14 protein-coding genes are annotated in these 21,506 nt (G+C 67.7%); 10 read left to right on the top strand and 4 right to left on the bottom strand.

What is annotated here, in order from left to right; translation table 11 throughout:
• The first annotated feature begins 55 nt into the window (after window positions 1-55).
• From ampD to ACQ1W9_RS16020, 6 genes are all read left to right on the top strand, one after another.
• Window positions 56-616: a 1,6-anhydro-N-acetylmuramyl-L-alanine amidase AmpD gene (ampD, locus tag ACQ1W9_RS16045; RefSeq protein ID WP_431024252.1), complete on the top strand. Its 561-nt coding sequence runs from the start codon at window positions 56-58 to the stop codon at window positions 614-616.
• 306 nt (window positions 617-922) lie between these two features.
• The gene (gene aceE, locus ACQ1W9_RS16040; RefSeq protein WP_346062572.1) at window positions 923-3,595 is read left to right on the top strand and encodes a pyruvate dehydrogenase (acetyl-transferring), homodimeric type; all 2,673 of its coding nucleotides are present in this window, start codon (window positions 923-925) and stop codon (window positions 3,593-3,595) included.
• A gap of 100 nt (window positions 3,596-3,695) precedes the next feature.
• Window positions 3,696-5,687: a dihydrolipoyllysine-residue acetyltransferase gene (aceF, locus tag ACQ1W9_RS16035; RefSeq protein WP_431024251.1), complete on the top strand. Its 1,992-nt coding sequence runs from the start codon at window positions 3,696-3,698 to the stop codon at window positions 5,685-5,687.
• A gap of 264 nt (window positions 5,688-5,951) precedes the next feature.
• A complete protein-coding gene (gene adk, locus ACQ1W9_RS16030) occupies window positions 5,952-6,608 on the top strand; it encodes an adenylate kinase (protein ID WP_346062570.1) in 657 nt (218 codons plus the stop codon).
• Between the two features lie 185 nt (window positions 6,609-6,793).
• The gene (tsaB, locus tag ACQ1W9_RS16025; protein WP_431024250.1) at window positions 6,794-7,483 is read left to right on the top strand and encodes a tRNA (adenosine(37)-N6)-threonylcarbamoyltransferase complex dimerization subunit type 1 TsaB; all 690 of its coding nucleotides are present in this window, start codon (window positions 6,794-6,796) and stop codon (window positions 7,481-7,483) included.
• Entirely contained in the window at window positions 7,480-8,241 is a 762-nt protein-coding gene (locus tag ACQ1W9_RS16020; protein ID WP_431024249.1) for a class I SAM-dependent methyltransferase, read from the top strand. Before tsaB ends, ACQ1W9_RS16020 begins: the two co-directional genes overlap by 4 nt.
• 212 nt (window positions 8,242-8,453) lie before the next feature.
• On the opposite strand, the gene plsB is transcribed toward ACQ1W9_RS16020, so the two are convergent.
• Entirely contained in the window at window positions 8,454-10,889 is a 2,436-nt protein-coding gene (plsB, locus tag ACQ1W9_RS16015; RefSeq protein ID WP_431024248.1) for a glycerol-3-phosphate 1-O-acyltransferase PlsB, read from the bottom strand.
• Between the two features lie 67 nt (window positions 10,890-10,956).
• Between plsB and ACQ1W9_RS16010 the strand changes: the two genes are divergently transcribed.
• Window positions 10,957-12,081: a phospholipase D-like domain-containing protein gene (locus ACQ1W9_RS16010; protein ID WP_431024247.1), complete on the top strand. Its 1,125-nt coding sequence runs from the start codon at window positions 10,957-10,959 to the stop codon at window positions 12,079-12,081.
• Between the two features lie 281 nt (window positions 12,082-12,362).
• On the opposite strand, the gene ACQ1W9_RS16005 is transcribed toward ACQ1W9_RS16010, so the two are convergent.
• On the bottom strand, window positions 12,363-13,055 hold the full coding sequence (locus tag ACQ1W9_RS16005; protein WP_431024246.1) for a YecA family protein: 693 nt from the start codon (window positions 13,053-13,055) through the stop codon (window positions 12,363-12,365).
• An 89-nt stretch (window positions 13,056-13,144) separates the two neighbouring features.
• On the opposite strand from ACQ1W9_RS16005, the gene ACQ1W9_RS16000 reads away from it, so the two are divergent.
• The 3 genes from ACQ1W9_RS16000 to ACQ1W9_RS15990 all read left to right on the top strand — a co-directional run bounded on the left by ACQ1W9_RS16000 (window position 13,145) and on the right by ACQ1W9_RS15990 (window position 16,746).
• The gene (locus tag ACQ1W9_RS16000) at window positions 13,145-13,705 is read left to right on the top strand and encodes a SprT-like domain-containing protein (protein ID WP_346062564.1); all 561 of its coding nucleotides are present in this window, start codon (window positions 13,145-13,147) and stop codon (window positions 13,703-13,705) included.
• Between the two features lie 160 nt (window positions 13,706-13,865).
• Complete coding sequence (acs, locus tag ACQ1W9_RS15995) at window positions 13,866-15,812, top strand: acetate--CoA ligase (RefSeq protein ID WP_431024245.1); 1,947 nt, start codon at window positions 13,866-13,868, stop codon at window positions 15,810-15,812.
• A 271-nt stretch (window positions 15,813-16,083) separates the two neighbouring features.
• Entirely contained in the window at window positions 16,084-16,746 is a 663-nt protein-coding gene (locus ACQ1W9_RS15990) for a response regulator transcription factor (RefSeq protein ID WP_346062562.1), read from the top strand.
• Window positions 16,747-16,940: 194 nt separating this feature from the next.
• On the opposite strand, the gene ACQ1W9_RS15985 is transcribed toward ACQ1W9_RS15990, so the two are convergent.
• Both ACQ1W9_RS15985 and ACQ1W9_RS15980 read right to left on the bottom strand, forming a co-directional pair.
• Window positions 16,941-20,885: a hybrid sensor histidine kinase/response regulator gene (locus ACQ1W9_RS15985; protein ID WP_431024244.1), complete on the bottom strand. Its 3,945-nt coding sequence runs from the start codon at window positions 20,883-20,885 to the stop codon at window positions 16,941-16,943.
• Between the two features lie 38 nt (window positions 20,886-20,923).
• On the bottom strand, window positions 20,924-21,430 hold the full coding sequence (locus ACQ1W9_RS15980) for a hypothetical protein (protein WP_431024243.1): 507 nt from the start codon (window positions 21,428-21,430) through the stop codon (window positions 20,924-20,926).
• Window positions 21,431-21,506: the final 76 nt, after the last annotated feature.

Here is a 21,506-nt window from a genome sequence, read left to right as displayed (position 1 = left end):
AGGGGATATGCCATACTGGCCGCCATTATAGGGAATCGAGGTCGGGGGAGGCGAGATGATCGAACAGGGCTGGTGGCAATCGGCGCGGCGGGTGATCTCGCCCAACCATAATGCGCGACCGACGGGAGAGGTCTCGGCGGTGGTGCTGCACTCCATCAGCCTGCCGCCGGGGGAGTTCGGCGGCGAGCATATCGAGCGCCTCTTCACCAATACCCTGGACCCCGAGGCGCACCCCTTCTTCGCCGAGATCGCCGGCCTCCGGGTCTCGGCGCACCTGTTGATTCGCCGCGACGGCGAGGCGGTACAGTTCGTGCCCTTCGATCGGCGTGCCTGGCACGCCGGCCGCTCGCGCTGGTGCGACGGCCGGCGTTGGCGGAGCGAGCTCAACGACTTCTCGGTAGGCATCGAGCTGGAGGGGGACGAGGTCTCCCCCTACCGGGACGCCCAGTACCGCACCCTGGCCCGGGTCCTCGCCGACCTCTGCCATGCCTATCCCGAGATCACGCCTCGACGCTTCACCAGCCATGCGCGCATCGCTCCCCTGCGCAAGACCGACCCGGGGCCGGCCTTCGACTGGGCCTACCTGAGGCGCTGCCTGACGGCCGAAATCCTGTAGCTTGACTACAAGGCATTGCGCCTTGGTCTAGGCTGTCCCGAGGCAGGCACAACGCCTTGTGTTGCAGTGCAATGACGTATGTGGAAAAAATTTCCATATTCGTTGTCATTGGCACAAGCCAGCGTTTGCGGTATCTTCATGCCGGAATTCATGCGTCATCGACGCCGGTCTGTAAAGAAACTACAGCCTACCTTTTCCGGAGATGCGGCCCACCAGAAGGCCGCGCCCGCACTGAAGAGCGCCACACGCCCCTCGACCCCCGGGTGAGGGCAGACTGACAAAAAATCTTCATTTGGAGAGACGTCTATGAGTCTGGAGGCAAGAGAAGATCTTGATCCGGTCGAAACCCAGGAATGGTTGGAATCCCTGGAGTCCGTACTGGATCGCGAGGGCGAGGATCGCGCCCAATACCTGCTGAGCAACCTGGCCGACCGTCTGCGTCGCGATGGCATGCAGGTACCCTTCTCGGTGACGACCCCCCACCGTAACAGCATCCCGGTGCACCGCGAGGCGCACATGCCCGGCGATCTGTTCATGGAGCGGCGTATTCGCTCTTTGATCCGCTACAACGCCATCGCCCAGGTGATTCGCAACAACCGCGCGAACCCGGGCGTGGGCGGCCATATCGCCAGCTTCATGTCGGCGGCGACCCTCTATGATGTGGGCTTCAACCACTTCTTCCGCGCCCCCAACGGCGATTTCGAGGGCGACCTGGTCTATATCCAGGGCCATGTGGCGCCGGGCATCTATGCGCGTGCCTTCCTGGAGGGGCGTCTCTCCGAAGCGCAGATGGACAAGTTCCGCCAGGAAGTGGATGGCGATGGCCTCTCCTCCTATCCGCACCCCTGGCTGATGCCGGACTTCTGGCAGTTCCCCACCGTCTCCATGGGCCTGGGGCCGATTCAGGCCATCTACCAAGCCCACGTCATGAAGTACCTGCACTCCCGCGAAATGAAGGACATGCACGATCGCAAGATCTGGTGCTTCATGGGCGATGGCGAGTGCGACGAGCCGGAATCCCTGGGGGCCATCCACCTGGCCAGCCGCGAGAAGCTCGACAACCTGATCTTCGTGATCAACTGCAACCTGCAGCGCCTCGACGGCCCGGTGCGCGGCAACTCGCGGATCATGGACGAGCTGGAAGGCGTCTTCCGCGGTGCCGGCTGGAACGTCCAGAAGGTCGTCTGGGGCCGCTTCTGGGATCCGCTCTTCGAGCAGGACAAGAAGGGCGTGCTGCAGAAGCGCATGGACGAGGCGGTCGACGGCGACTACCAGAACTACAAGGCCAACGGCGGTGCCTACACCCGCGAGCATTTCTTCGGCAAGTACCCGGAGACCGCCGAGCTGGTCAAGGACATGTCCGACGAGGACATCTGGCGCCTCAACCGCGGCGGCCACGACCCCTATAAGGTCTATGCGGCCTACCATGAGGCGGTCAATAACGCCAACGGGCGCCCCACCGTGATCCTGGCCCACACCGTCAAGGGCTATGGCATGGGCGCCGACGACGGCGAGGCGGCCAACGAGTCCCACCAGCTCAAGAGCATGGAGTACGAGGCCCTCCAGCGCTTCCGCGACCGCTTCGGTATCCCCATTACCGACGAACAGCTCAAGGACGTGCCGTACTACAAGCCGGCGGACGACTCCCCGGAAATGAAGTACATGCACCTGCAGCGCGAGCGCCTGGGCGGCTACCTGCCGAGCCGTCGCAGCGACTTCCAGGCGCTGGAGATCCCCTCCCTGGAGGACAAGATCTTCGCCTCCCAGACCGGCGGCTCCAAGGGCCGTGAAGTCTCCACCACCATGGCCTTCGTGCGGGTCCTCAATGGCCTGGTGAAGGACAAGAAGATCGGCAAGCAGGTGGTGCCGATCATCCCCGACGAGGCGCGCACCTTCGGCATGGAGGGCATGTTCCGTCAGCTCGGTATCTACACCTCCGAGGGGCAGAAGTACGAGCCGGTGGACAAGGGCCAGATCATGTTCTACCGGGAGGACAAGAAGGGCCAGATCCTCGAGGAGGGCATCTCCGAGGCCGGTGCCATGTCCGCCTGGATCGCCGCCGCTACCTCCTACTCGAACAACAACCTGACGCTGCTGCCGTTCTACGTCTACTACTCGATGTTCGGCTTCCAGCGTATCGGCGACCTGGCCTGGGCCGCCGGTGACCTGCAGGCCCGCGGCTTCCTGGTCGGTGGTACCGCCGGGCGCACCACCCTCAACGGCGAGGGCCTGCAGCACCAGGATGGTCACGGTCATATCCTGGCCTCCACCATCCCCAACTGCCGCAGCTACGACCCCACCTATGCCCACGAGGTGGCGGTGATCGTCCAGGACGGCCTGAAGCGCATGTTCGCCGACAAGGAGAACTGCTTCTACTACCTGTCGGTGATGAACGAGAACTACGAGCATCCGGAGCTGGAGACCATTCCGGCCGAGGAGATCATCAAGGGCATGTACCTGCTGCGCGAGACCCAGGGCGAGAAGGGTCGCGTTCAGCTGCTGGGCTCCGGCACCATCCTCCGCGAGGTCGAGGCCGCCGCCGAGATGCTCGCCGAGGAATGGGGCATCGGCGCCGATATCTGGAGCGTCACCAGCTTCAACGAGCTGCGTCGCGAGGCCCTGGAAGTCGACCGTCAGGCCTTCCTGCATCCGGAAGACGCGCCCGGCAAGCCGCATATCACCCAGTGTCTGGAAGGTCGCGAAGGCCCGGCCATCGCCTCCACCGACTACATGAAGCTGTTCGCCGACCAGGTGCGTGCCTGGGTGCCCACCGACTACACCGTGCTGGGTACCGACGGCTTCGGGCGTTCCGATACCCGCGAGAAGCTGCGTCACTTCTTCGAGGTCGACCGCTACTTCGTTACCGTGGCCGCGCTCAAGGCGTTGGCCGACCGGGGCGAGCTGGACCGCAAGGTGGTCAGCGAAGCGATCAAGAAGTACGGCATCGATCCGAGCAAGCCCAACCCCTTGTCGGTGTGAGCCGTTGACCAGCTAGCAGCAGGCGCCGGCCGGTGCGACCGGCGCCTCCCCAGACGGGAGGCGGCGCCTGCGGCACGCAAGATTCGAGAGGAGCGCGACCTTGAGTAGCGAAATCATCAAAGTCCCCGACATCGGCGGAAGCGAAGGTGTCGAAATCATCGAGATCGCGGTGTCCGAAGGTGATGTGATCGAGGCCGAAGACACCCTGATTACCCTGGAATCCGACAAGGCCAGCATGGACGTGCCGTCCCCCAAGGGCGGCAAGGTCGTGAAGGTCCTGGTCAAGGAGGGCGATAGCGTCTCCGAGGGTGACGATATCCTCGAGCTGGAAGCCGAGGGTGGCGGCGACGCCGAGCCCGCGCCGGCCGAGGCCGAGCCGCAGGCGTCCGCCCCCGCGGCGCCGGCCGCCGAGGAAGCCAAGCCCGCGGCCAAGCCCGCCGGTGGCAAGCAGACCGTGGAGATCCGGGTCCCCGACCTGGGCGGCTCCTCGGAGGTGGAGATCATCGAGGTGGCGGTGGCCGAAGGCGAGGAGATCGCCGAGGAAGACACCCTGATCACCCTGGAGTCCGACAAGGCCTCCATGGACGTGCCCAGCCCCCATGGCGGCAAGCTGCTCAGCCTGGCCGTCAAGGTCGGTGACAGCGTCTCCGAGGGCGACCTGATCGGCACCGTCGAGATCGAGGGCGGCGCCGAGGAAGCCGCCCCGGCGCCGCAGCCCCAGGCCGCCCCGGCCCAGGAAGCGGCTCCGGCGCCCGCCGAGGAAGCCCCGGCCGCCAGCGGCGAGCCCCAGCGCAAGGAGATTCGGGTCCCCGACCTTTCCGGTTCCAGCGACGTGCCGGTGATCGAGATCGCCGTGGCCGTGGGCGACGAGGTGGACGAGGAAGATGCCCTGGTCACCCTGGAGTCCGACAAGGCCTCCATGGATGTGCCGAGCCCCTACAAGGGCAAGATCGTCGAGCTGTCGGTGAAAGAGGGTGACACCCTCAGCGAAGGCGACCTGATCGGCGTGATCGAGACCGCCGGCGCCCCCGCCGCCCAGCCGGCCAAGCAGGCCGCCCCGGCCCCGCAGGCCGCGGCGGAGCCGGCCAAGCCGGCGCCCCAGGCCGCCAAGCCCGCGGCACCCGCTACCGGCCTGGCCGCGGGGCAGCCCGCCACCGGCCAGGCCCGTGACGGCAAGCGCGTGCATGCCGGTCCGGCGGTGCGCATGCTGGCCCGCGAGCTGGGCGTCGATCTCACCCAGGTGACCCCCAGCGGGCCCAAGGGGCGGATCCTCAAGGAGGACGTCCACGGCTACGTCAAGCAGGCGATCGCCAACCAGGGCAAGGGCCAGGCCGCGGCGCCCGCCGCTTCTGGCGCCGGCATCCCGCCGATTCCCGATCAGGACTTCAGTCAGTTCGGCGAGATCGAAGAGAAGCCGATGGGTCGCCTGATGAAGATGGGCGCCACCAACCTGCATCGCAGCTGGCTCAACGTGCCCCACGTCACTCAGTTCGACGAGGCGGACATCACCGAGCTGGAGGCCTTCCGCAAGTCGATGAAGGCCGAGGCGGAGGCCCAGGGCGCCAAGCTCACGCCGCTGCCCTTCCTGATCAAGGCCTGTGCCTTCGCGCTGCGCAAGTTCCCGCAGTTCAACGTCAGCCTGAAGAGCGACGGCGAGACCCTGGTGCACAAGAAGTACGTGCATATCGGCATCGCCGTGGACACCCCGGATGGCCTGATGGTGCCGGTGGTCCGCGACGCCGACAAGAAGTCGCTGATCGAGCTGGCCAAGGAGACCGTGGAACTGGCCGGCAAGGCCCAGTCGAAGAAGCTCAAGCGCGAGGAGATGACCGGTGGCTGCTTCACCATCTCCAGCCTGGGCTCCATCGGCGGTACCGCCTTCACGCCCATCGTCAACGCCCCGGAGGTCGCCATCCTCGGCGTCTCCAAGGCGTCGATGAAGCCGGTGTGGAATGGCAGCGAGTTCGCGCCGCGGCTGATGATGCCGCTGTCGCTCTCCTACGACCACCGGGCGGTCAATGGCGCCGATGCGGCGCGCTTCACCGCCTTCCTCGGCCAGGTGCTGACGGATATCCGTCGCCTGCTGCTGTGAGTTAGGCCGGACGTGAGTCCCGCCAACGGCGCCCGCTGGGCGCCGTTGGCGTTTGTGGCCATGCAAAAGCGACATGGACGATGCAACGGCGCCCAGACCAAAGTGCTAGTGGTGGCACAACGTCTTGTCGTTCAAGAAGAAAATCTACCGGCGCCGGGATGGTGCGACAGCTTGCCGGCTTGTGTCGCCGTCGCCGCCCGGGTATCGTCTCCGAATTCCATTTTTTCGATAAACTTTCTCAACTCGTCTCAAGGAGCATGATTGATGCGTCTTATCCTGTTGGGTGCCCCCGGGGCCGGCAAGGGAACCCAGGCTCAGTTCATCTGCGAGCGTTTCAAGATTCCCCAGATCTCCACCGGGGACATGCTGCGCGCCGCGGTCAAGGAAGGCAGCGAGCTGGGTCTCAAGGTCAAGGAGATCATGACCAGCGGTGGCCTGGTCTCCGATGAGATCATCATCGCCCTGGTCAAGGAGCGTATCGCTCAGCCCGACTGCGAGAATGGCTTTCTGTTCGACGGCTTCCCGCGCACCATTCCCCAGGCCGAGGCCATGAAGGACGCGGCGGTGAAGATCGACCATGTGCTGGAGATCGCCGTCGAGGACGAGGAGATCGTCAAGCGCCTGGCGGGTCGCCGCGTGCATCCGGGCTCCGGTCGCGTCTATCACGTGGAGTACAATCCGCCCAAGGAGGCCGGCAAGGACGACGTCACCGGCGAGGCGCTGATCCAGCGTGACGACGACCAGGAGGCCACGGTGCGTAACCGCCTGGCGGTCTACCATGACCAGACCGCGCCCCTGGTCGACTACTACCAGCAGTGGGCCAAGCAGGACGCCGCCGCGGCCCCGGCCTATCACCGGGTCGAGGGCGTGGGCAGCGTCGACGAGATCACCCGTCAGGTGATCGAGGCCCTGGAGGGCTAAGTCGCGCCCCGCAGGTAATATCACGGGCTCGCCATTGGCGGGCCCGTGTCGTTTTCCCTGTCAGATGGAAAGGGGCGTTATCCCCAGCGCCACCAGGATAGGTTCTGGCCTCTTTCCGTGTCGTTTTCCCTTCCGGGTGGGCGGCGTATAATGCCGCCTCCACCCTTCACGCCCGTGACCGCCCTATGTCGACCCTGCTGGCCCTGGATGCCTCCTCGAGCGCCTGTTCCGCCGCCCTCTGGCATGACGGCGAGGTGACCGCCCGCTTCGTGGTGGCGCCCCGCGAACACACCCGTCGGCTGCTGCCCATGGCCCGGGAACTGCTGGCCGAGGCGGGGCTGCCGCTGAGCGCCCTGGATGCCCTGGCCTATGGCCGGGGCCCCGGCTCCTTCACCGGGTTGCGTATCGCCGCCGGCGCCGCCCAGGGCCTGGCTTATGGCCTGGAACGACCGCTGCTGGGGGTCTCGACCCTGGCGGCCCTGGCCCTGGCCGCCCATCGGCGCCTGCACCTGCGCCATGTGCTGCCGGCCCTGGACGCGCGCATGGGCGAGGTCTATGCGGCGGCCTATCACTGCGAGGCGGGGCGAGTCACCCTGATCGGCGAGGAGGCGGTGCTGCCTCCCGAGCGCCTGACCCTGCCGGCGGGACAGGAGGAGCGCGACTGGGTCGGCGTGGGCTCCGGCTGGGCGCTGTGGGACGCCATGCCGGCCACCCTGCAGGCCGGGGTGGGGCAGTGCCTGGTGGACGAGGAGCCCGGCGCCGAGGCGATGGTGCGCCTGGCCGCCGAGGCCTTCGCCGCCGGCGAAGGCGAGGCGCCGCATCGGGTGCAGCCGGTCTATCTGCGCGATCAGGTGGCCTGGAAGAAGAGCCGATGAGCCCGGCCGAGGCGCCGCCGAGCCTGGCGGTGGCCGATGCCGCCCTGGCCGAGCGGCTGGGCCTGCCCCGGGGCGAGCGGGCGACCCTGGTGCTGCGCCACGAGGCGGGCCGGCTGGTGCTGGCCGGCGATCCCAGGGTCTATGGCAAGCCGCTGGCGGTGGACTTCCTGGCCGGCAAGGTGGCCCATCGTCGTCAGTTCGGCGGCGGCCGAGGCCAGCTGGTGGCCAAGGCCTGTGGCCTCGGCAAGGGGGTGACCCCGCATATCGTCGACGCCACCGCGGGGCTGGGCCGCGACGCCTTCGTGCTGGCCAGCCTGGGCGCCGAGGTACTGCTGGTCGAGCGGGTGGCGGCCATCGCCGCCCTGCTCGAGGACGGCCTGGCCCGGGCCGCCGGCGACCCGGAGGTGGGCGAGATCGTCGCGCGGATGCGCCTGGCCTGGGCCGACGCCGGCCGGGAGTTGGCGGCGACCCTGGCGGCCACGGACTTCCCGCCCCAGGTGATTCACCTGGACCCGATGTTTCCCCACCGTGACAAGTCGGCGCTGGTCAAGAAGGAGATGCGGCTGTTCCGGGAGCTCGCCGGCGATGACGCGGACGCGCCGCGACTACTGGAGGCGGCCCTGGATACGGCCACCCATCGGGTGGTGGTGAAGCGACCGCGCAAGGCGCCGCCCATCGCCGGCCCGGCCCCCCAGCATGTGCTGGAGGGCAAGACCAGCCGCTATGATCTCTATGTCCATCGGTCCCTAAGGCCCTGACTCTCCACCCATCGCTGATCCGCGTGAAGCCTCGGCCAGCTCCGGCGAGCTAGTGTGGGAGTCCGGGTTCCCCGGACGATGGGCGCCGCAGGCGCCTTGGTGGTCGCCAGGATCGCCCTTCGGGCGATATCGCCGAAGCGTCGGACCGGCAGAACCGGGGCGCCGGACCGCCGCGCTCCCGCCATGGTATTCACGCCAAAGTGCGAAGAGCCTTAACTTTTCTCCTGCCCATTATCCTCGCCGGCCTCGGCCAGTAGCATCAGCCGCTGGCGCAGGGTCGAATCGAAGAGTTCCTGGGCGTGCCGGGCGGCCTCCCGCAGGGTGGCGCCATAGTGCACGCGCTCGTCGTCGCGCCATACCCAGCCTTCCGCCTCCAGCCCCTCCAGCAGGGCGGCGAAGAGGCTGGCATCGAAGAATTCCGGGGCCGGCAGGCCGGAGAGCAGCGCCAGTCGCTCGGCGAGCTGGCGTCCCTGGTCGGCCAGGGCCTTGGGGGTGGCCCGGCCGCTGGGCTGGCGCAGCAGCACCGTGAGCAGCAGGAAACCCCGGGCCAGGAAGGGCTCCACCAGGGCGCCGAGCTGATCCAGGGCGGCCTGGTCGGCCAGCGATTGCGGTCGCTGCCAGCTACCGTCCACCGCCTCCAGTAGTCCCTGATCCGTCAGCCGGCAGAGCTGCTCGGTGGTGGCCGCCGTCAGGTCGTCGGGGGCCGTGATGGCCAGCTCGCGCACCAGCAGCGGCCAGATCGGGCTCAGGCGGTGGGTGAGGCTGGCGGCGTCATGGCGTGGGGTATTGCGGAAGGCGAAGGCCACCAGGCCCGGCAGGGCGAAGCCGTGCAGCACATTGTTGCGATACCAGCCCAGTTGGGCGGCCTGGTCGGCATCGGCCACCACCAGCTCGCCGAGCGCCTGGGGCCGGCGGCGGATCAGGCCCAACCGCTCGGCGTGATCGATCCAGTCGCCGGGGGTGCCCTCGGGGGGCGCCAGGGACTCGCCGGGGCGCGCCTGACCGAGGCGGGCCAGCAGGCGCAGCTGATGCTCCAGCCGGGGCGTCTCGATGACCCGCTGAGGGGTGGCCAGCATCGCCAGGGCCACCAGGTTGCTGGCGTTGAGGCGGGCGGTGGCATTGATGCGCCGGGAGAGTGTCTGCCCCAGGGCCGGCAAGGCCTGCCCCAGCCAGGCCGGCCGTCCCTGGGGCGAGGCCTGGCGCCACTCCGGGGCTCGGGCATCGAGCCATTGATCCAGGATCAGCGGCTCGCCGCAGGCCACCGTCACCCGGCCGAAGGGCTCCCGCAGGCGCCTCAGGGTGCCAAACAGGGCCAGCGGCGACTCCTTGCGCTTCTTCTCGCCGGCCAGCTCGCGGCGGTAGCTGGCATTCTCCATCACCCGCTCGTAGCCGAAGTAGACCGGCACGAAGGCCAGCGGCCGGGGGCGTCGTTGTTCCTGGATCAGCCGTGCCTGGGAGCGCAGGGTCATGGCCAGCATGCCGGGGCGTGGCGGCAGCAGGCGGCCGCTGCGCGAGCGCCCGCCCTCGATGAAGTACTCCAGGGCGTGCCCCCGGGCCAGCAGGCGATGCAGATAGGCGTCGAAGACCGCCGCATAGAGGCGGTTGTCGCGGAAGCTGCGGCGCATGAAGAAGGCGCCGCCACGGCGCAGCAGGGGCCCCACGATCGGCATGTCGAGATTGCGGCCGGCGGCGATATGGGGCGGCATCAGCCCCTGGCGGTAGAGCACATAGGAGAGCAGCAGGTAGTCGATATGGCTGCGGTGGCAGGGCACATAGACCAGGGTATGGTCGCCGGCCAGGGCCTTGACCGCCTCCATGCCGGTGACCTCGACGCCATCGTAGAGCCGCGTCCAGAGGCGCTTGAGCAACTGATCGAAGAAGCGCAGCACCGGATAGGACATATTGGAGGCGATCTCGCGACCATAGCGCTGGGCGCGCCGGGTCAACCGGGCGCGGGAGCGCTCCTGGGCCGCGGCCGCCTCATCGATGGCGCGGCGCACCTCGGGGCTGGCCACCACGCTATCGATCAGGGTGCGGCGGTGGGAGAGGTCGGGGCCCAGCACCCGGGTTCGCACCCGGCGAAAGTGGACCCGCAGCAGCCGCCCCGCCTTGCGGGCCGTCAGCTCGGGGCGGGCCGGGTCGTGCAGCTCGCCGAGGCGCAGGGGAGCACCGAAGACCACCTCGACGCTCCTGCCGTTGACCAGTACCGACAGCAGGCGCCGCAGTCGTCCGGTCAGGGCCCAGCTGTCCGCCGCCAGCAGCTTCCAGAAGCCGAAGCGTTTGCCGGGGGCGCGGCCCCAGAAGATGCTCACCGGCACCAGTTGGGGATCGGCCCGCGGCGAGTCCGACAGGCCTTCCGTCAGGGCCGCCAGGGGCGAGGACGAGTGGCGGCGTCGCCACCGCCGGCGGCGCGCTTCCGGCAGGCTCAGGATGGCCGAGGTGCCGGGGGGCGCATCGAGGGGCAGGCCATGACGGCGGCACAGGTTCTCCAGCAGCAGGCGATCGCTCAGGGCCCGGTGCGGCAGCACATAGCGGACGGGGCGCTCGGGGTCGAGGGCCAGGGTATCGGGAGCCGGGTCGCAGTGACGGAGCTCGACCCAGGCGTCGAGCAGACGGCGCAATAGAGCGTGGAGGGGACGCCAGGCCATTCCATTGCCTTCGAGTTCGGGGGTGCCGCACTATTATACGCAGGCGGATCGGCGAAAGGAGAGGCGCATGCGGGGAGTCTGGCGGGACGGCAATCGCTTTACCCTGCTACCGGAGGCGAGCCAGTTCCTGCCGGCCATGCTGGAGGCCCTGGAGGCGGCCGAGTCCTGGGTACTGGTGGAGCTCTACCTGATGGAGTCGGGGCGCCTCGGCGATGCGGTGATCGAGGCCCTGGGGCGTGCCGCGGGACGCGGCGTGCGGGTACTGCTGATGCTCGATGGCTATGGCGCCATGGGGCTGGTCGAGGCGGACCGGCGACGCCTCGCCGAGTTCGGCGTGGCGCTGCGCTTCTTCAATCCCCTGGGATTCCATCTGCCGCTGGTGCGCAACCTGACCCGGGACCACCGCAAGCTGGTGGTGGTGGACGGCCGCGTCGCCTTTACCGGCGGCTTCGGCGCCGTGGATGACTTCCTGCAGGCCTGGTACGAGGTGGCGGTGCGTATCGAGGGACCGGTGGTGGCGGACTGGGTGCGGCTCTTCTCGCGGCTCTGGGATTCCTCCCTGACCCGGGGCGCGGGGGAGGCGGCCCTGGTGCGTGGCCTGCGCCTGGCCCTGGCGGACGATGACGGCTACCAGGGCATGCGTGGCCGGGTGGTCTGGGGCCAGGGCTATCGCTACCAGGCGATCCGCCGCTCCCTGCACCAGCGGGTGCGGCAGGCACGCCGGCGGCTGTGGATCTGCACCCCCTATTTCGTGCCCACCCTGGGGTTGCGGATCCGCCTGGCCCTGGCGGCGCGGCGTGGCGTGGATGTGCGCCTGCTGCTGCCCGGCGAGGCCCACGATCATCCCGGGGTGCGCTACGCCGGCCAGCGCTTCTATGGTCGCCTGCTGCGGGCGGGCATCCGTATCTTCGAGTTCCAGCCCTCCTTTATCCACGCCAAGTTCTGCCTGGTGGACGACTGGAGCTCCATCGGCTCCTGCAACTTCGATCACTGGAGCCTGCACTGGAACCTGGAGGCCAACCAGGAGATCGACGACCCGCGCTTCGCCCGGGAGGTGGCGGTGCTGTTCGAGCGCAACTTCGCCGCCAGCCATGAGATTCACGCCGCCGCCTGGGCCCGTCGCCCCCGCTGGCAGCGCCTCAAGGAGTGGCTCTTCGGTACCCTGGATGGCTTGCTGACCCGGCTTAGATAAGCTTGAAGCTGGAAGAAACATCGCTCCGACGAAGCCAGGAGTAGGGCATAGCCATCGGGAAAGACAGGCGAGCGATTTCGCCGGGCCGCCGACGCGCAGTGAGCCGGATAGCGCAAATCGACAGGGATGTCGATTTAGAGGCGGCGAGAGGGACCTCGGTCCGGCTCGTGCGCGTCAGTCGGCGAGCGTAGCGTCGGGGTTTCGGCCCGGAGGTGAGCGAGCCGCCTTGCCCGGTGGCCTGGCTTATCCGGTTGTCCTGCCTTGCACTGTGAGTTGCCGGCTTAGCGCTTGCGCTTGGCGCCCTTGCCCTTGCCCTGGCTCTTGGCGCCTTTGTGCTTGCCGCCCTGGCCGCCGGCGGGGCGCTTGCGCTGGGGGCTGGGCTTGGGCTTCTCCGGCGGCACCCGATAGAGCAGATAGAGGTCCAGCACCAGCTCCGGCAACTGGGCCACCAGCTCCTCCAACTGACTGGGGCTACCGGCCAGCTCGGCCATGTCGGGTTCGTCGTCGAAGAGCCCCGACAGGGCCATAAAAGGCAGCAGCAGCGCCGCGGCGCCCTCCTCGTCGCCCTCGAACCAGGCCGCCTCGTCGAGGAACACCGCCTCCATGAAACCGGCGCACCAGTCGCCGATGGGGGTCTCCTCCGGGGGAATGCCGTCCAGGGTCAGTTCGAACAGCAGCTCCGGCAGTAGGCCCTGCTCCAGGGCCTCGATGGCGTTATGGCGCAGCTGCTCGAGCAGGGCCAGGACCCGCTCCCGCTCGACGTCATCGGCGAAGTCGGGCTCGCCCTGGAACAGCTCGGCGACCCAGGTGGCGGCGGGTACCTCGCGGGGCGCCACCGCCAGGGCCACCAGATAGCCATGGGTGCCGATCAGGTCCAGGGCATCGGGCCCGACCCGCTCCGAGTCGAAGAAATCATCCAGGTAGTCCAGGGCATCGTCGTCGAGCAGGGGCTGGGGCAGGGGAGTCTCGGACATGGGGCTCTCGCTTGGGAAAGTCGCTGGGGGCCGGGGCAATCGGCTAGGCGCGCTGGACGCCGTTGGTCTGGCTCGGCATTCTAGCATCCATGCCGACACCCGCGCTGCTCACGCCCCCCGCCGAATCGCTCGCCGCCCTGGATGCCGGCGAGCTCGAGGCCTGCCTGCATCGCCAGGTGGAGGCGGCCTGGCGGCTCTGCCGCGAGGTCCACCCCCACCTGCCCCGCCCCCGGGTATGGTGCGACCTGCGCGGCAAGAGCGCCGGCCAGGCCCATTTCGGGCGCGGTGGCCTGCGCTTCAATCCCGTGCTGCTGGAAGAGAATCGCCACCCTTTCCTGGCCGAAGTGGTGCCCCACGAGATGGCCCATTGGCTGGTCTGGCACCTCGACGAAGGGCCCAGACTGCGCCCCCATGGCCGCGAATGGCGCCAGGTGATGCGCGAGCTTTTCGGGCTGGAACCGCGCACGACGCACCGCTTCGATGTGGGGCGCGCGAGCCCCATGCCCTATACCTACCGCTGCGCCTGTCGCGAGCACGGCTTCTCCGCGCGGCGCCATGCCCTGGCCCGCCGCGGCCAGGCTTATCGTTGTCGACATTGTGCTCAGACCTTGGTCTATGCGCCCGGAGAAGTGGCGAAAAATCAAAAATAAGCTATTGTTATTTAAAAGAAATTTGTTGCTACCAATGTCTAAAGGGCGACCCGGCTTGGGGCGGTATATGCTGGGCCTGTCTTTCAGGGTCGGCCAGCATCAATAACAACAGGGGCCGGCAGAATGAATTCGGATCACTCTCCGGGATAGGGGTACTACCATGACCGAACAGCATGTCTATCCGGTGCGCGAGGATATCGCCGCCAATGCCTGGGCCGACAAGGAAAAATACCTGGCCATGTACCAGCAGTCGGTGGACGACCCCGAGGGCTTCTGGGCGGAACAGGCCAAGCGCATCGACTGGTTCAAGTCGCCGACCAGGATCAAGCACACCTCCTTCGACCCCCATGACGTGGATATCCGCTGGTTCGAGGACGGTACCCTCAATGCCAGCGTCAACTGCCTCGATCGCCACCTGGAGACGCGCGGCGACCAGACCGCCATCATCTGGGAAGGCGACGACCCCAACGACGCCAAGCACCTGACCTACCGCGAGGTCTATGAGCGCACCAACCAGTTGGCCAATGCCCTCAAGGCGCTGGGCGTACGGAAGGGCGATGTGGTGACCCTCTATATGCCGATGATCCCCGAGGCGGCCATGGCCATGCTGGCCTGTGCCCGTATCGGTGCGGTTCACTCGGTGGTCTTCGGCGGCTTCTCGCCGGACGCCCTGGCGCAGCGGGTGATCGGCGCCGACTCCAAGCTGGTGATCACCGCCGACGAGTCGGTGCGCGGCGGCAAGCAGGTGCCCCTGAAGGACAACGTGGATGCGGCCCTGACCCGGGTCGGCGCCGAGGTGTGCGAGAAGGTGCTGGTGGTCAAGCGCACCGGCGGCGATATCGATTGGCACGAGGGGCGCGACGTCTGGTTCCACGAGGCCGTGGATGACCAGTCCACCGAGTGTGCCGCCGAGGAGATGAACGCCGAGGATCCGCTGTTTATCCTCTATACCTCCGGTTCCACCGGGGCGCCGAAGGGGCTCAAGCACACCACCGGTGGCTACCTCACCTATGCCAGCCTGACCCATCAGTACGTCTTCGACTATCAGGACGGCGAGGTCTACTGGTGCACCGCCGACGTGGGTTGGGTCACCGGCCACAGCTATATCGTCTACGGGCCCCTGGCCAATGGCGCCATCACCCTGATGTTCGAGGGGGTGCCCAGCTATCCGACCCATGGTCGCATGGGCGAGATCGTCGACAAGCACAAGGTCAATATCCTCTATACCGCCCCCACCGCGGTGCGCGCCCTGATGGCCCATGGCGACCACGTCATGGACTCCAGCAAGCGCGACAGCCTGCGCCTGCTGGGCTCGGTGGGTGAGCCCATCAACCCCGAGGCCTGGGAGTGGTTCTACCGGGTGATCGGCAACTCCCGGTGCCCCATCGTCGATACCTGGTGGCAGACCGAGACCGGCGGCATCATGATCTCCCCGCTGCCCGGTGCCATCGACCTCAAGCCGGGCTCGGCGACGCGTCCCTTCTTCGGCGTGCAGCCGGTGTTGCTCGACAGCGAGGGCCAGGTGCTGGAAGGCGCCGTGGACGGCAACCTGGCGATCGCCGATTCCTGGCCGGGCCAGGCACGCTCCATCTGGGGCGATCACGAGCGCTTCGTGCAGACCTACTTCTCCACCTACAAGGGCTACTACTTCACCGGTGACGGCTGTCGCCGCGATGAGGATGGCTACTACTGGATCACCGGCCGGGTCGATGACGTGCTCAACGTCTCCGGGCACCGCATGGGCACCGCCGAGATCGAGTCCTCCCTGGTGGCCCACGAGACCGTGGCCGAGGCCGCGGTGGTCGGCTTCCCCCACGATATCAAGGGGCAGGGCATCTATATCTATGTGACCCTGGCCGATGGCGTGGAGGCCACCGACGAGCTCAAGAAGGAATTGGCCCAGTGGGTGCGCAAGGACATCGGTCCCATCGCCACGCCGGACGTGATCCAGTGGGCGCTGGGCCTGCCCAAGACCCGTTCCGGCAAGATCATGCGGCGTATCCTGCGCAAGATCGCCGCCAACGAGTGCGATGGGCTGGGCGATACCAGTACCCTGGCCGACCCCTCGGTGGTGGACGAGCTGATCGAGCACCGCGCCAATCGTTAAACCGCGACGCCCCGGGTCATTGCCCGGGGCGGTCTGCTATTGGTGCCGGCACCGAGGCCGGTTAACCGTTGAACCGAGGTCCCGGGTCCCTGCCCGGGGTAACCTGTTTTCGACACCGGCCCCGACGGCCGGTGTTCTTGTGCCACGACGGTGATGGCGAGGCGTAGAAGGCGCGGGTTTGGGAATCATAGGTGCCTTGGGGTAACATGCCTGTCAGCCTTGGCGAAAGCGCCCCGCCGCTACGGCCGGCCCAAGATCCGGAGGAGATTCAATGGCCTTTGCCCAGAAATTCATCGTCGCCGATGACCATCCGCTGTTTCGTGCCGCCCTGACCCAGGCACTGCGACAACTGGCGCCCCAGGCCGAGATCGTCGAAGCCGATACCATGGAGGCCACCACCGAGGTGGTGACCCGCCACCCGGACGCCGACCTGGTGCTCCTCGACCTGCATATGCCGGGGGCCCATGGCTTCTCCGGGCTGATTCAACTGCGTGGCCAGACCCCGGATATCCCGGTGGCGGTGGTGTCCGGCAGCGACGAGCCCCATGTGGTGCGCCGCGCCATCGACTACGGTGCCTCCGGCTTTATTCCCAAGTCCTCCTCCCTGCAGGCCATCGCCGAGGCGGTGGGCGAGATCCTCGAGGGAGAGGTGTGGCTGCCGCCGGAACTGGCCGAGACCCTGGGCGAGTCCAACGAGGAGGAGACCAAGTTCGCCGAGGCGATCGCCTCGCTGACGCCGCAGCAGTTCCGGGTCCTCAATATGCTCACCGAGGGGCTGCTCAACAAGCAGATCGCCTACGAACTCAACGTCTCCGAGGCCACCATCAAGGCCCATGTGACCGCGATCCTGCGCAAGCTGGGCGTGCACTCCCGCACCCAGGCGGTGATCGCCGCCCAGAAGCTCGAGGTGGAGCCGCCCAAGGTCGAATCCTAGCGCCAAGAAAACGTAGAAAACCCACCTGATGGTGGGTTTTCTGCGTTATGGACCTACGCTTTACTGGCTTGGCCGCTTGGCCGCTTGGCCGCTTGGCCGCTTGGCCGCTTGGCCGCTTGGCCGCTTGGCCGCTTGGCCGCTTGGCCGCTTGGCCGCTTGGCCGCTTGGCCGCTTGGCCGCTTGGCCGCTTGGCGCTATTGCGCCGCGCGGCTGGCCTGCAGGGTGCGGGTCAGCAGGGCGCGCAGGGCGGCGGGGCGCACCGGCTTGTGCAGTAGCTGATAGCCGGCCCGCTTGATCTCCTCGGCGACCTCCTCGGTGCGGTCGGCGGTGATCACGATCCCCGGCACCGCGCCTTCCAGGCGCTCGGCAAGGGCCTCCAGGGCCATCAGGCCGGTGACCTCGTTATCCAGGTGGTAATCGGCGAGGATCGCATCCGGGTCGCCGTCCAGGTGGCGCAGGATCGACTTGGCGCCGCCGATGGAGGTGGCGGTGAACACCTCGCAGCCCCAGCCGGAGAGCATCGCCTTCATGCCCTCCAGGATCAGCGTCTCGTTATCGATGCATAGGATGCGGGTGCCGGCCAGCTTGCCGGCACTGCGCCGCGGTGCCGCGTCCTCGTCATGCCGATCGGCGCCGGCGGCCACCACCGGCACGCTCACCGAGAAGACGGTACCGATGCCCTCCCAGGAGCGCACCCGGATGGGGTGATCCAGGACCCGGCTCATGCGGTCGGCGATGGACAGCCCCAGGCCCAGGCCCTTCTCGCTCTCCTTGTGGCGGGAGGCCTGATCGAGGCGGCGGAACTCCTGGAAGATCTCGGCCTGCTTGGATTCGGGAATCCCCGGGCCCGAGTCCCATACCTCGATGCTGAGTCGCTGACCCTGGCGGCGGCAACCCAGGAGCACCCGGCCCTGCTGGGTGTAGCGGATGGCATTCGACAGGAAATTCTGCACGATGCGCCGCAGCATCTGGGCGTCGCTGTCGACCCAGGCCCGGGTGGGCACCACCACCAGGTCGAGGCCGCGATCCTCGGCCATGACCTCGAACTCGGCGCGCAGCGGGCGAATGATATCGGCCAGGGCGAAATGGCTGCGCCGCGGCGTCAGGGCGCCGGCGTCGAGCTTGGAGATGTCGAGCAGGGTGCCGAGCAGCTCCTCGGCGGCCTGCAGGGAGTTGTCGATATGGCCGATGGTGCGCTTGAGGTCTTCGGCGTCCACCTGCTGGGAGAGCGCCGAGGTGAACAGCCGGGCGGCGTTGAGGGGTTGCAGCAGGTCGTGGCTGGCGGCGGCCAGGAAGCGGGTCTTGGAGGCGTTGGCATCCTCGGCCACCTGCTTGGCCTGGCGCAGGGCCTGCTCCGCCTCGGCGCGCACCCGGTTCTCCTGGCGCAGGGCGGCGTTGGCCTCGGAGAGCGCCTGGGTACGCTCGCGGACCCGCTCCTCCAGGGTCTCGTTGGTCTCCTTGAGGGCGATCTCCGCCAGGCGCCGCTCGGTGATGTCCTGGTAGAGGGCGAAGAAGCCGAGGATGGCGCCGCTGTCGCCGAAGTGCGGCGTGTAGGTGACCAGCATATAGCGGGTGCCGCCCTCGCCGTCGTCCAGGGAGATCTCGAAGCTGACCCGCTCGCCGTCCAGGGCGCGCTCGATCCAGGGGCCCCGCTCGCGGCTCACCTGGGGCGGCATCACCTCGCCCATGCGCTTGCCGATCACCACATTGCGGTCGATATGGAAGGCCTGCTCGTAGGCGCGGTTGGTGAAGAGGTAACGGCACTCCTTGTCGAAGTAGGCGATCAGCGCCGGCACGTTATCCGTATAGATGCGGATATTGTTCTCCGAGCGGATCAGCGCTTCCTCGGTGCGCTTCTGCTGGGTGATGTCCTGATAGGTGTAGACGAAGCCGCCGCCGGGCATGGGCGTGCCTTGCACCTCCAGCACGCTGCCATCCTGGCGGTAGCGCACATAGCGGTGGGGCTGGCCCTGGCGGATATTGTCCAGCAGCAGCTCCACGTGCTCCTCCGGGTCGCCGGGGCCGTACTCGCCGTTATGGGCGTTGTAGCGGAAGATCTTGTCCACCGGGGCGCCGACCCGGATCAGGTGATCGGGGAAGCGGAACAGCTCCAGGTAGCGCTGGTTCCACACCACCAGGCGCAGGTTCTGGTCCACCACGCTGATGCCCTGGTTGATGTTCTCGATGGTGGCCTGCAGCAGGGCGCGGTTGAATTCCAGCACCTGGGAGGCCTCGTCGACGATGGAGATCACGTCCGAGATGCCGATGCCGCGGCCCTGCAGGGCCGAGTTGACGACGATACGTGCCGAGGAGGCGCCCAGCACCGAGGCCAGGAAGCGCTCGGTGAACTGGATCACGTCGATGGAGGCCCGGGCGCCGTCGTCCAGGGCGGTGCCGCTGCGCTTGGCGTAATCCTCGAAGGCGCGATGCACCTGGTTGGCACCGAGGAAGCGCTCGCACAGCACCTTGAGGTCGCCCACCGTGGTGGCGCCGGTCCAGGGGCGGTTCACCGAGGTCTGGCGGGTCTCGACGCTGTCGACGAACAGCGAGGCCTGGATGCGCTCCACCACCCGCTGGGGGGTCATCTGAGAGACGAAGATATAGCAGAAGAGGTTGAGGCCCAGGGAGAGCATCACCCCGTGGGTGAAGCTGTCGCCGATATTGAGGCCGAACAGCTGGGTGGGGGCCAGCCAGGCGATGCCCAGGGGGCCGCCGGCGAGCCAGGCCTGGGGCAGTACGCCGGCGCCGATCAGCGCCGGCACCAGCAGGGTATAGGCCCAGACCGCGAAGCCGATATTCATGCCGACGATGACGCCGAGGCGGTTGCCGCGCTTCCAGTAGAGGCCCCCCAGCAGGGCCGGGGCGAACTGGGCGGCGGCGGCGAACGACAGCATGCCGGTGGAGGCCAGGGAACTGAACTCGCCGATCAGCTGATAGAAGCCGTAGGCCAGGGTCAGGATCACCAGGATGGTCAGGCGCCGGGCGCGCAGCACCAGGCGCCCATAGTCGCGGGCCTTGGTATCGAACCAGCGCAGCCGGAACAGCGCCGGGATGACGATCTCGTTGGAGATCATGATGGAGACCGCCACCGCGGCGACGATCACCATGCCGGTGGCCGCCGAGAAGCCGCCGATAAAGGTCAGCAGGGTCAGCCAGGGGGCGTCGGCGGCCATGGGCAGCGCCAGCACATAGCTGTCCGGGCGCACCGAGGGATCGTTGCCGAACAGGGTCAGCCCCGCCGCGGCCAGGGGCAGCACGAAGAAGCCGATGGCCACCAGGTAGAGGGGGAAGAGCCAACGCGCCTTGGCGGCATCGTCGCGGTGGGTGTTCTCCACCACCGCCACATGGAACTGGCGTGGCAGACAGAAGATCGCCAGCATCGCCAGCAGGGTCTGGGCCCAGAAGCTGCGCCCGAAGTCCTGTTCCGCCAACTGGCGCTGCAGCTCCATCTGGGCATCGGCCTGGGCCAGCAGGCTGCCCAGGCCGTCGAACATGCCCCAGGTGACATAGGCGCCGAGGAGCAGGAAGGCCCCCAGCTTGACCAGCGACTCGAAGGCGATGGCCTGGACCAGCCCTTCGTGGTGCTCGGTGGCATCGGTATGGCGGGTGCCGAAGAGGATGGCGAAGAGCGCCATCACCACCGCCACATAGAAGCCGGTATCGGCGAACAGCGGCGTCCGGGTCAGGTCCGAGGCCTCGGTGAGCACCTGGAAGGAGGCGGAGACCGCTTTCAGTTGCAGGGCGATATAGGGCAGGGTGCCGATCAGCGCCACCAGGCTGGCGAAGGCCGCCAGGGACTGGGTCTTGCCGTAGCGGGAGGCGATAAAGTCGGCGATGGAGGTGACGTTCTGGTGCTTGGCGACGCGGATCATCTTGGCCAGCACCGGCCAGAACAGCAGGAAGGTAAGGACGGGGCCGACGAAGATGCTGGCGAAGGACCAGCCGGAGGTGGCCGCCTCGCCCACGGCGCCATAGAAGGTCCAGGAGGTGCAGTAGATGGCCAGGGCCAGGCTGTAGATCACCGGACGCCGCCGGCTGGGTCCCTGGCGCTTGGCGCGGCGGTCGCCGCGCCAGGCGATGGCGAAGAGCACGGCGATATAGGCGAGTGAAACGGCGATCAGCAGCCAGCCTGAAAACATGGGGGCCCTCCCTCGGTGACGGCGCTTATTCTACCCGATCAGGGGGCGGCGCAGACGGCCCCGAGCAGAGGGGCATCCTCGCGGAGGCGACGCAGTTGCTCCCACTGGGGGCCATCGTCCCGCGGGATCAGCTCCCGGGTGGCGCAATTGAGCAGCAGCGCCTGGGGCGTGACGCTATCCATGGGCTGGCGCTCGAAGCGATAGAGCATGAATTCCACCACCCGCTGGCCATCGATCTCGGCGCCCCGGACGCTGTCGTGATCGACCACCCGGAAGGCGCTGGTCAAGGGCACGAGGTAGGTCCAGGGGCGCCAGAAGATCTGGCTGCGTTCTTCGTCCACCACCTCGGCGGAGGGGGGCAGCTGGCCGCGTTTGTGATCGAACCAGCTGTACTCGGTATAGACCTGGTAGCCCAGCATACCCAGGCCGGCGAACACCGGCACCAGCCAGCGGGGCAGTCGCTTGCCGCTGGCCAGGCGCAGCAGCTGGCCGAGGCCCGCGGCCCCCAGGCCGGCGAAGATGGCGGCGATCAAGTGCCAAATCATCGGAGTTCCTTGCGTAAAGCGCTCGGGCTTCCCATGGGAAGCCCGAGCGGTGGGAATCGACTGGCCCGGCGTACCG

The sequence above is a fragment of the Halomonas sp. H5 genome, from assembly GCF_050613175.1.
GTDB lineage: Bacteria > Pseudomonadota > Gammaproteobacteria > Pseudomonadales > Halomonadaceae > Bisbaumannia > Bisbaumannia salifodinae.
The sequence above is the reverse complement of the archived record's forward strand: the minus strand, read 5'-3'. Positions and strand labels throughout refer to the sequence as shown.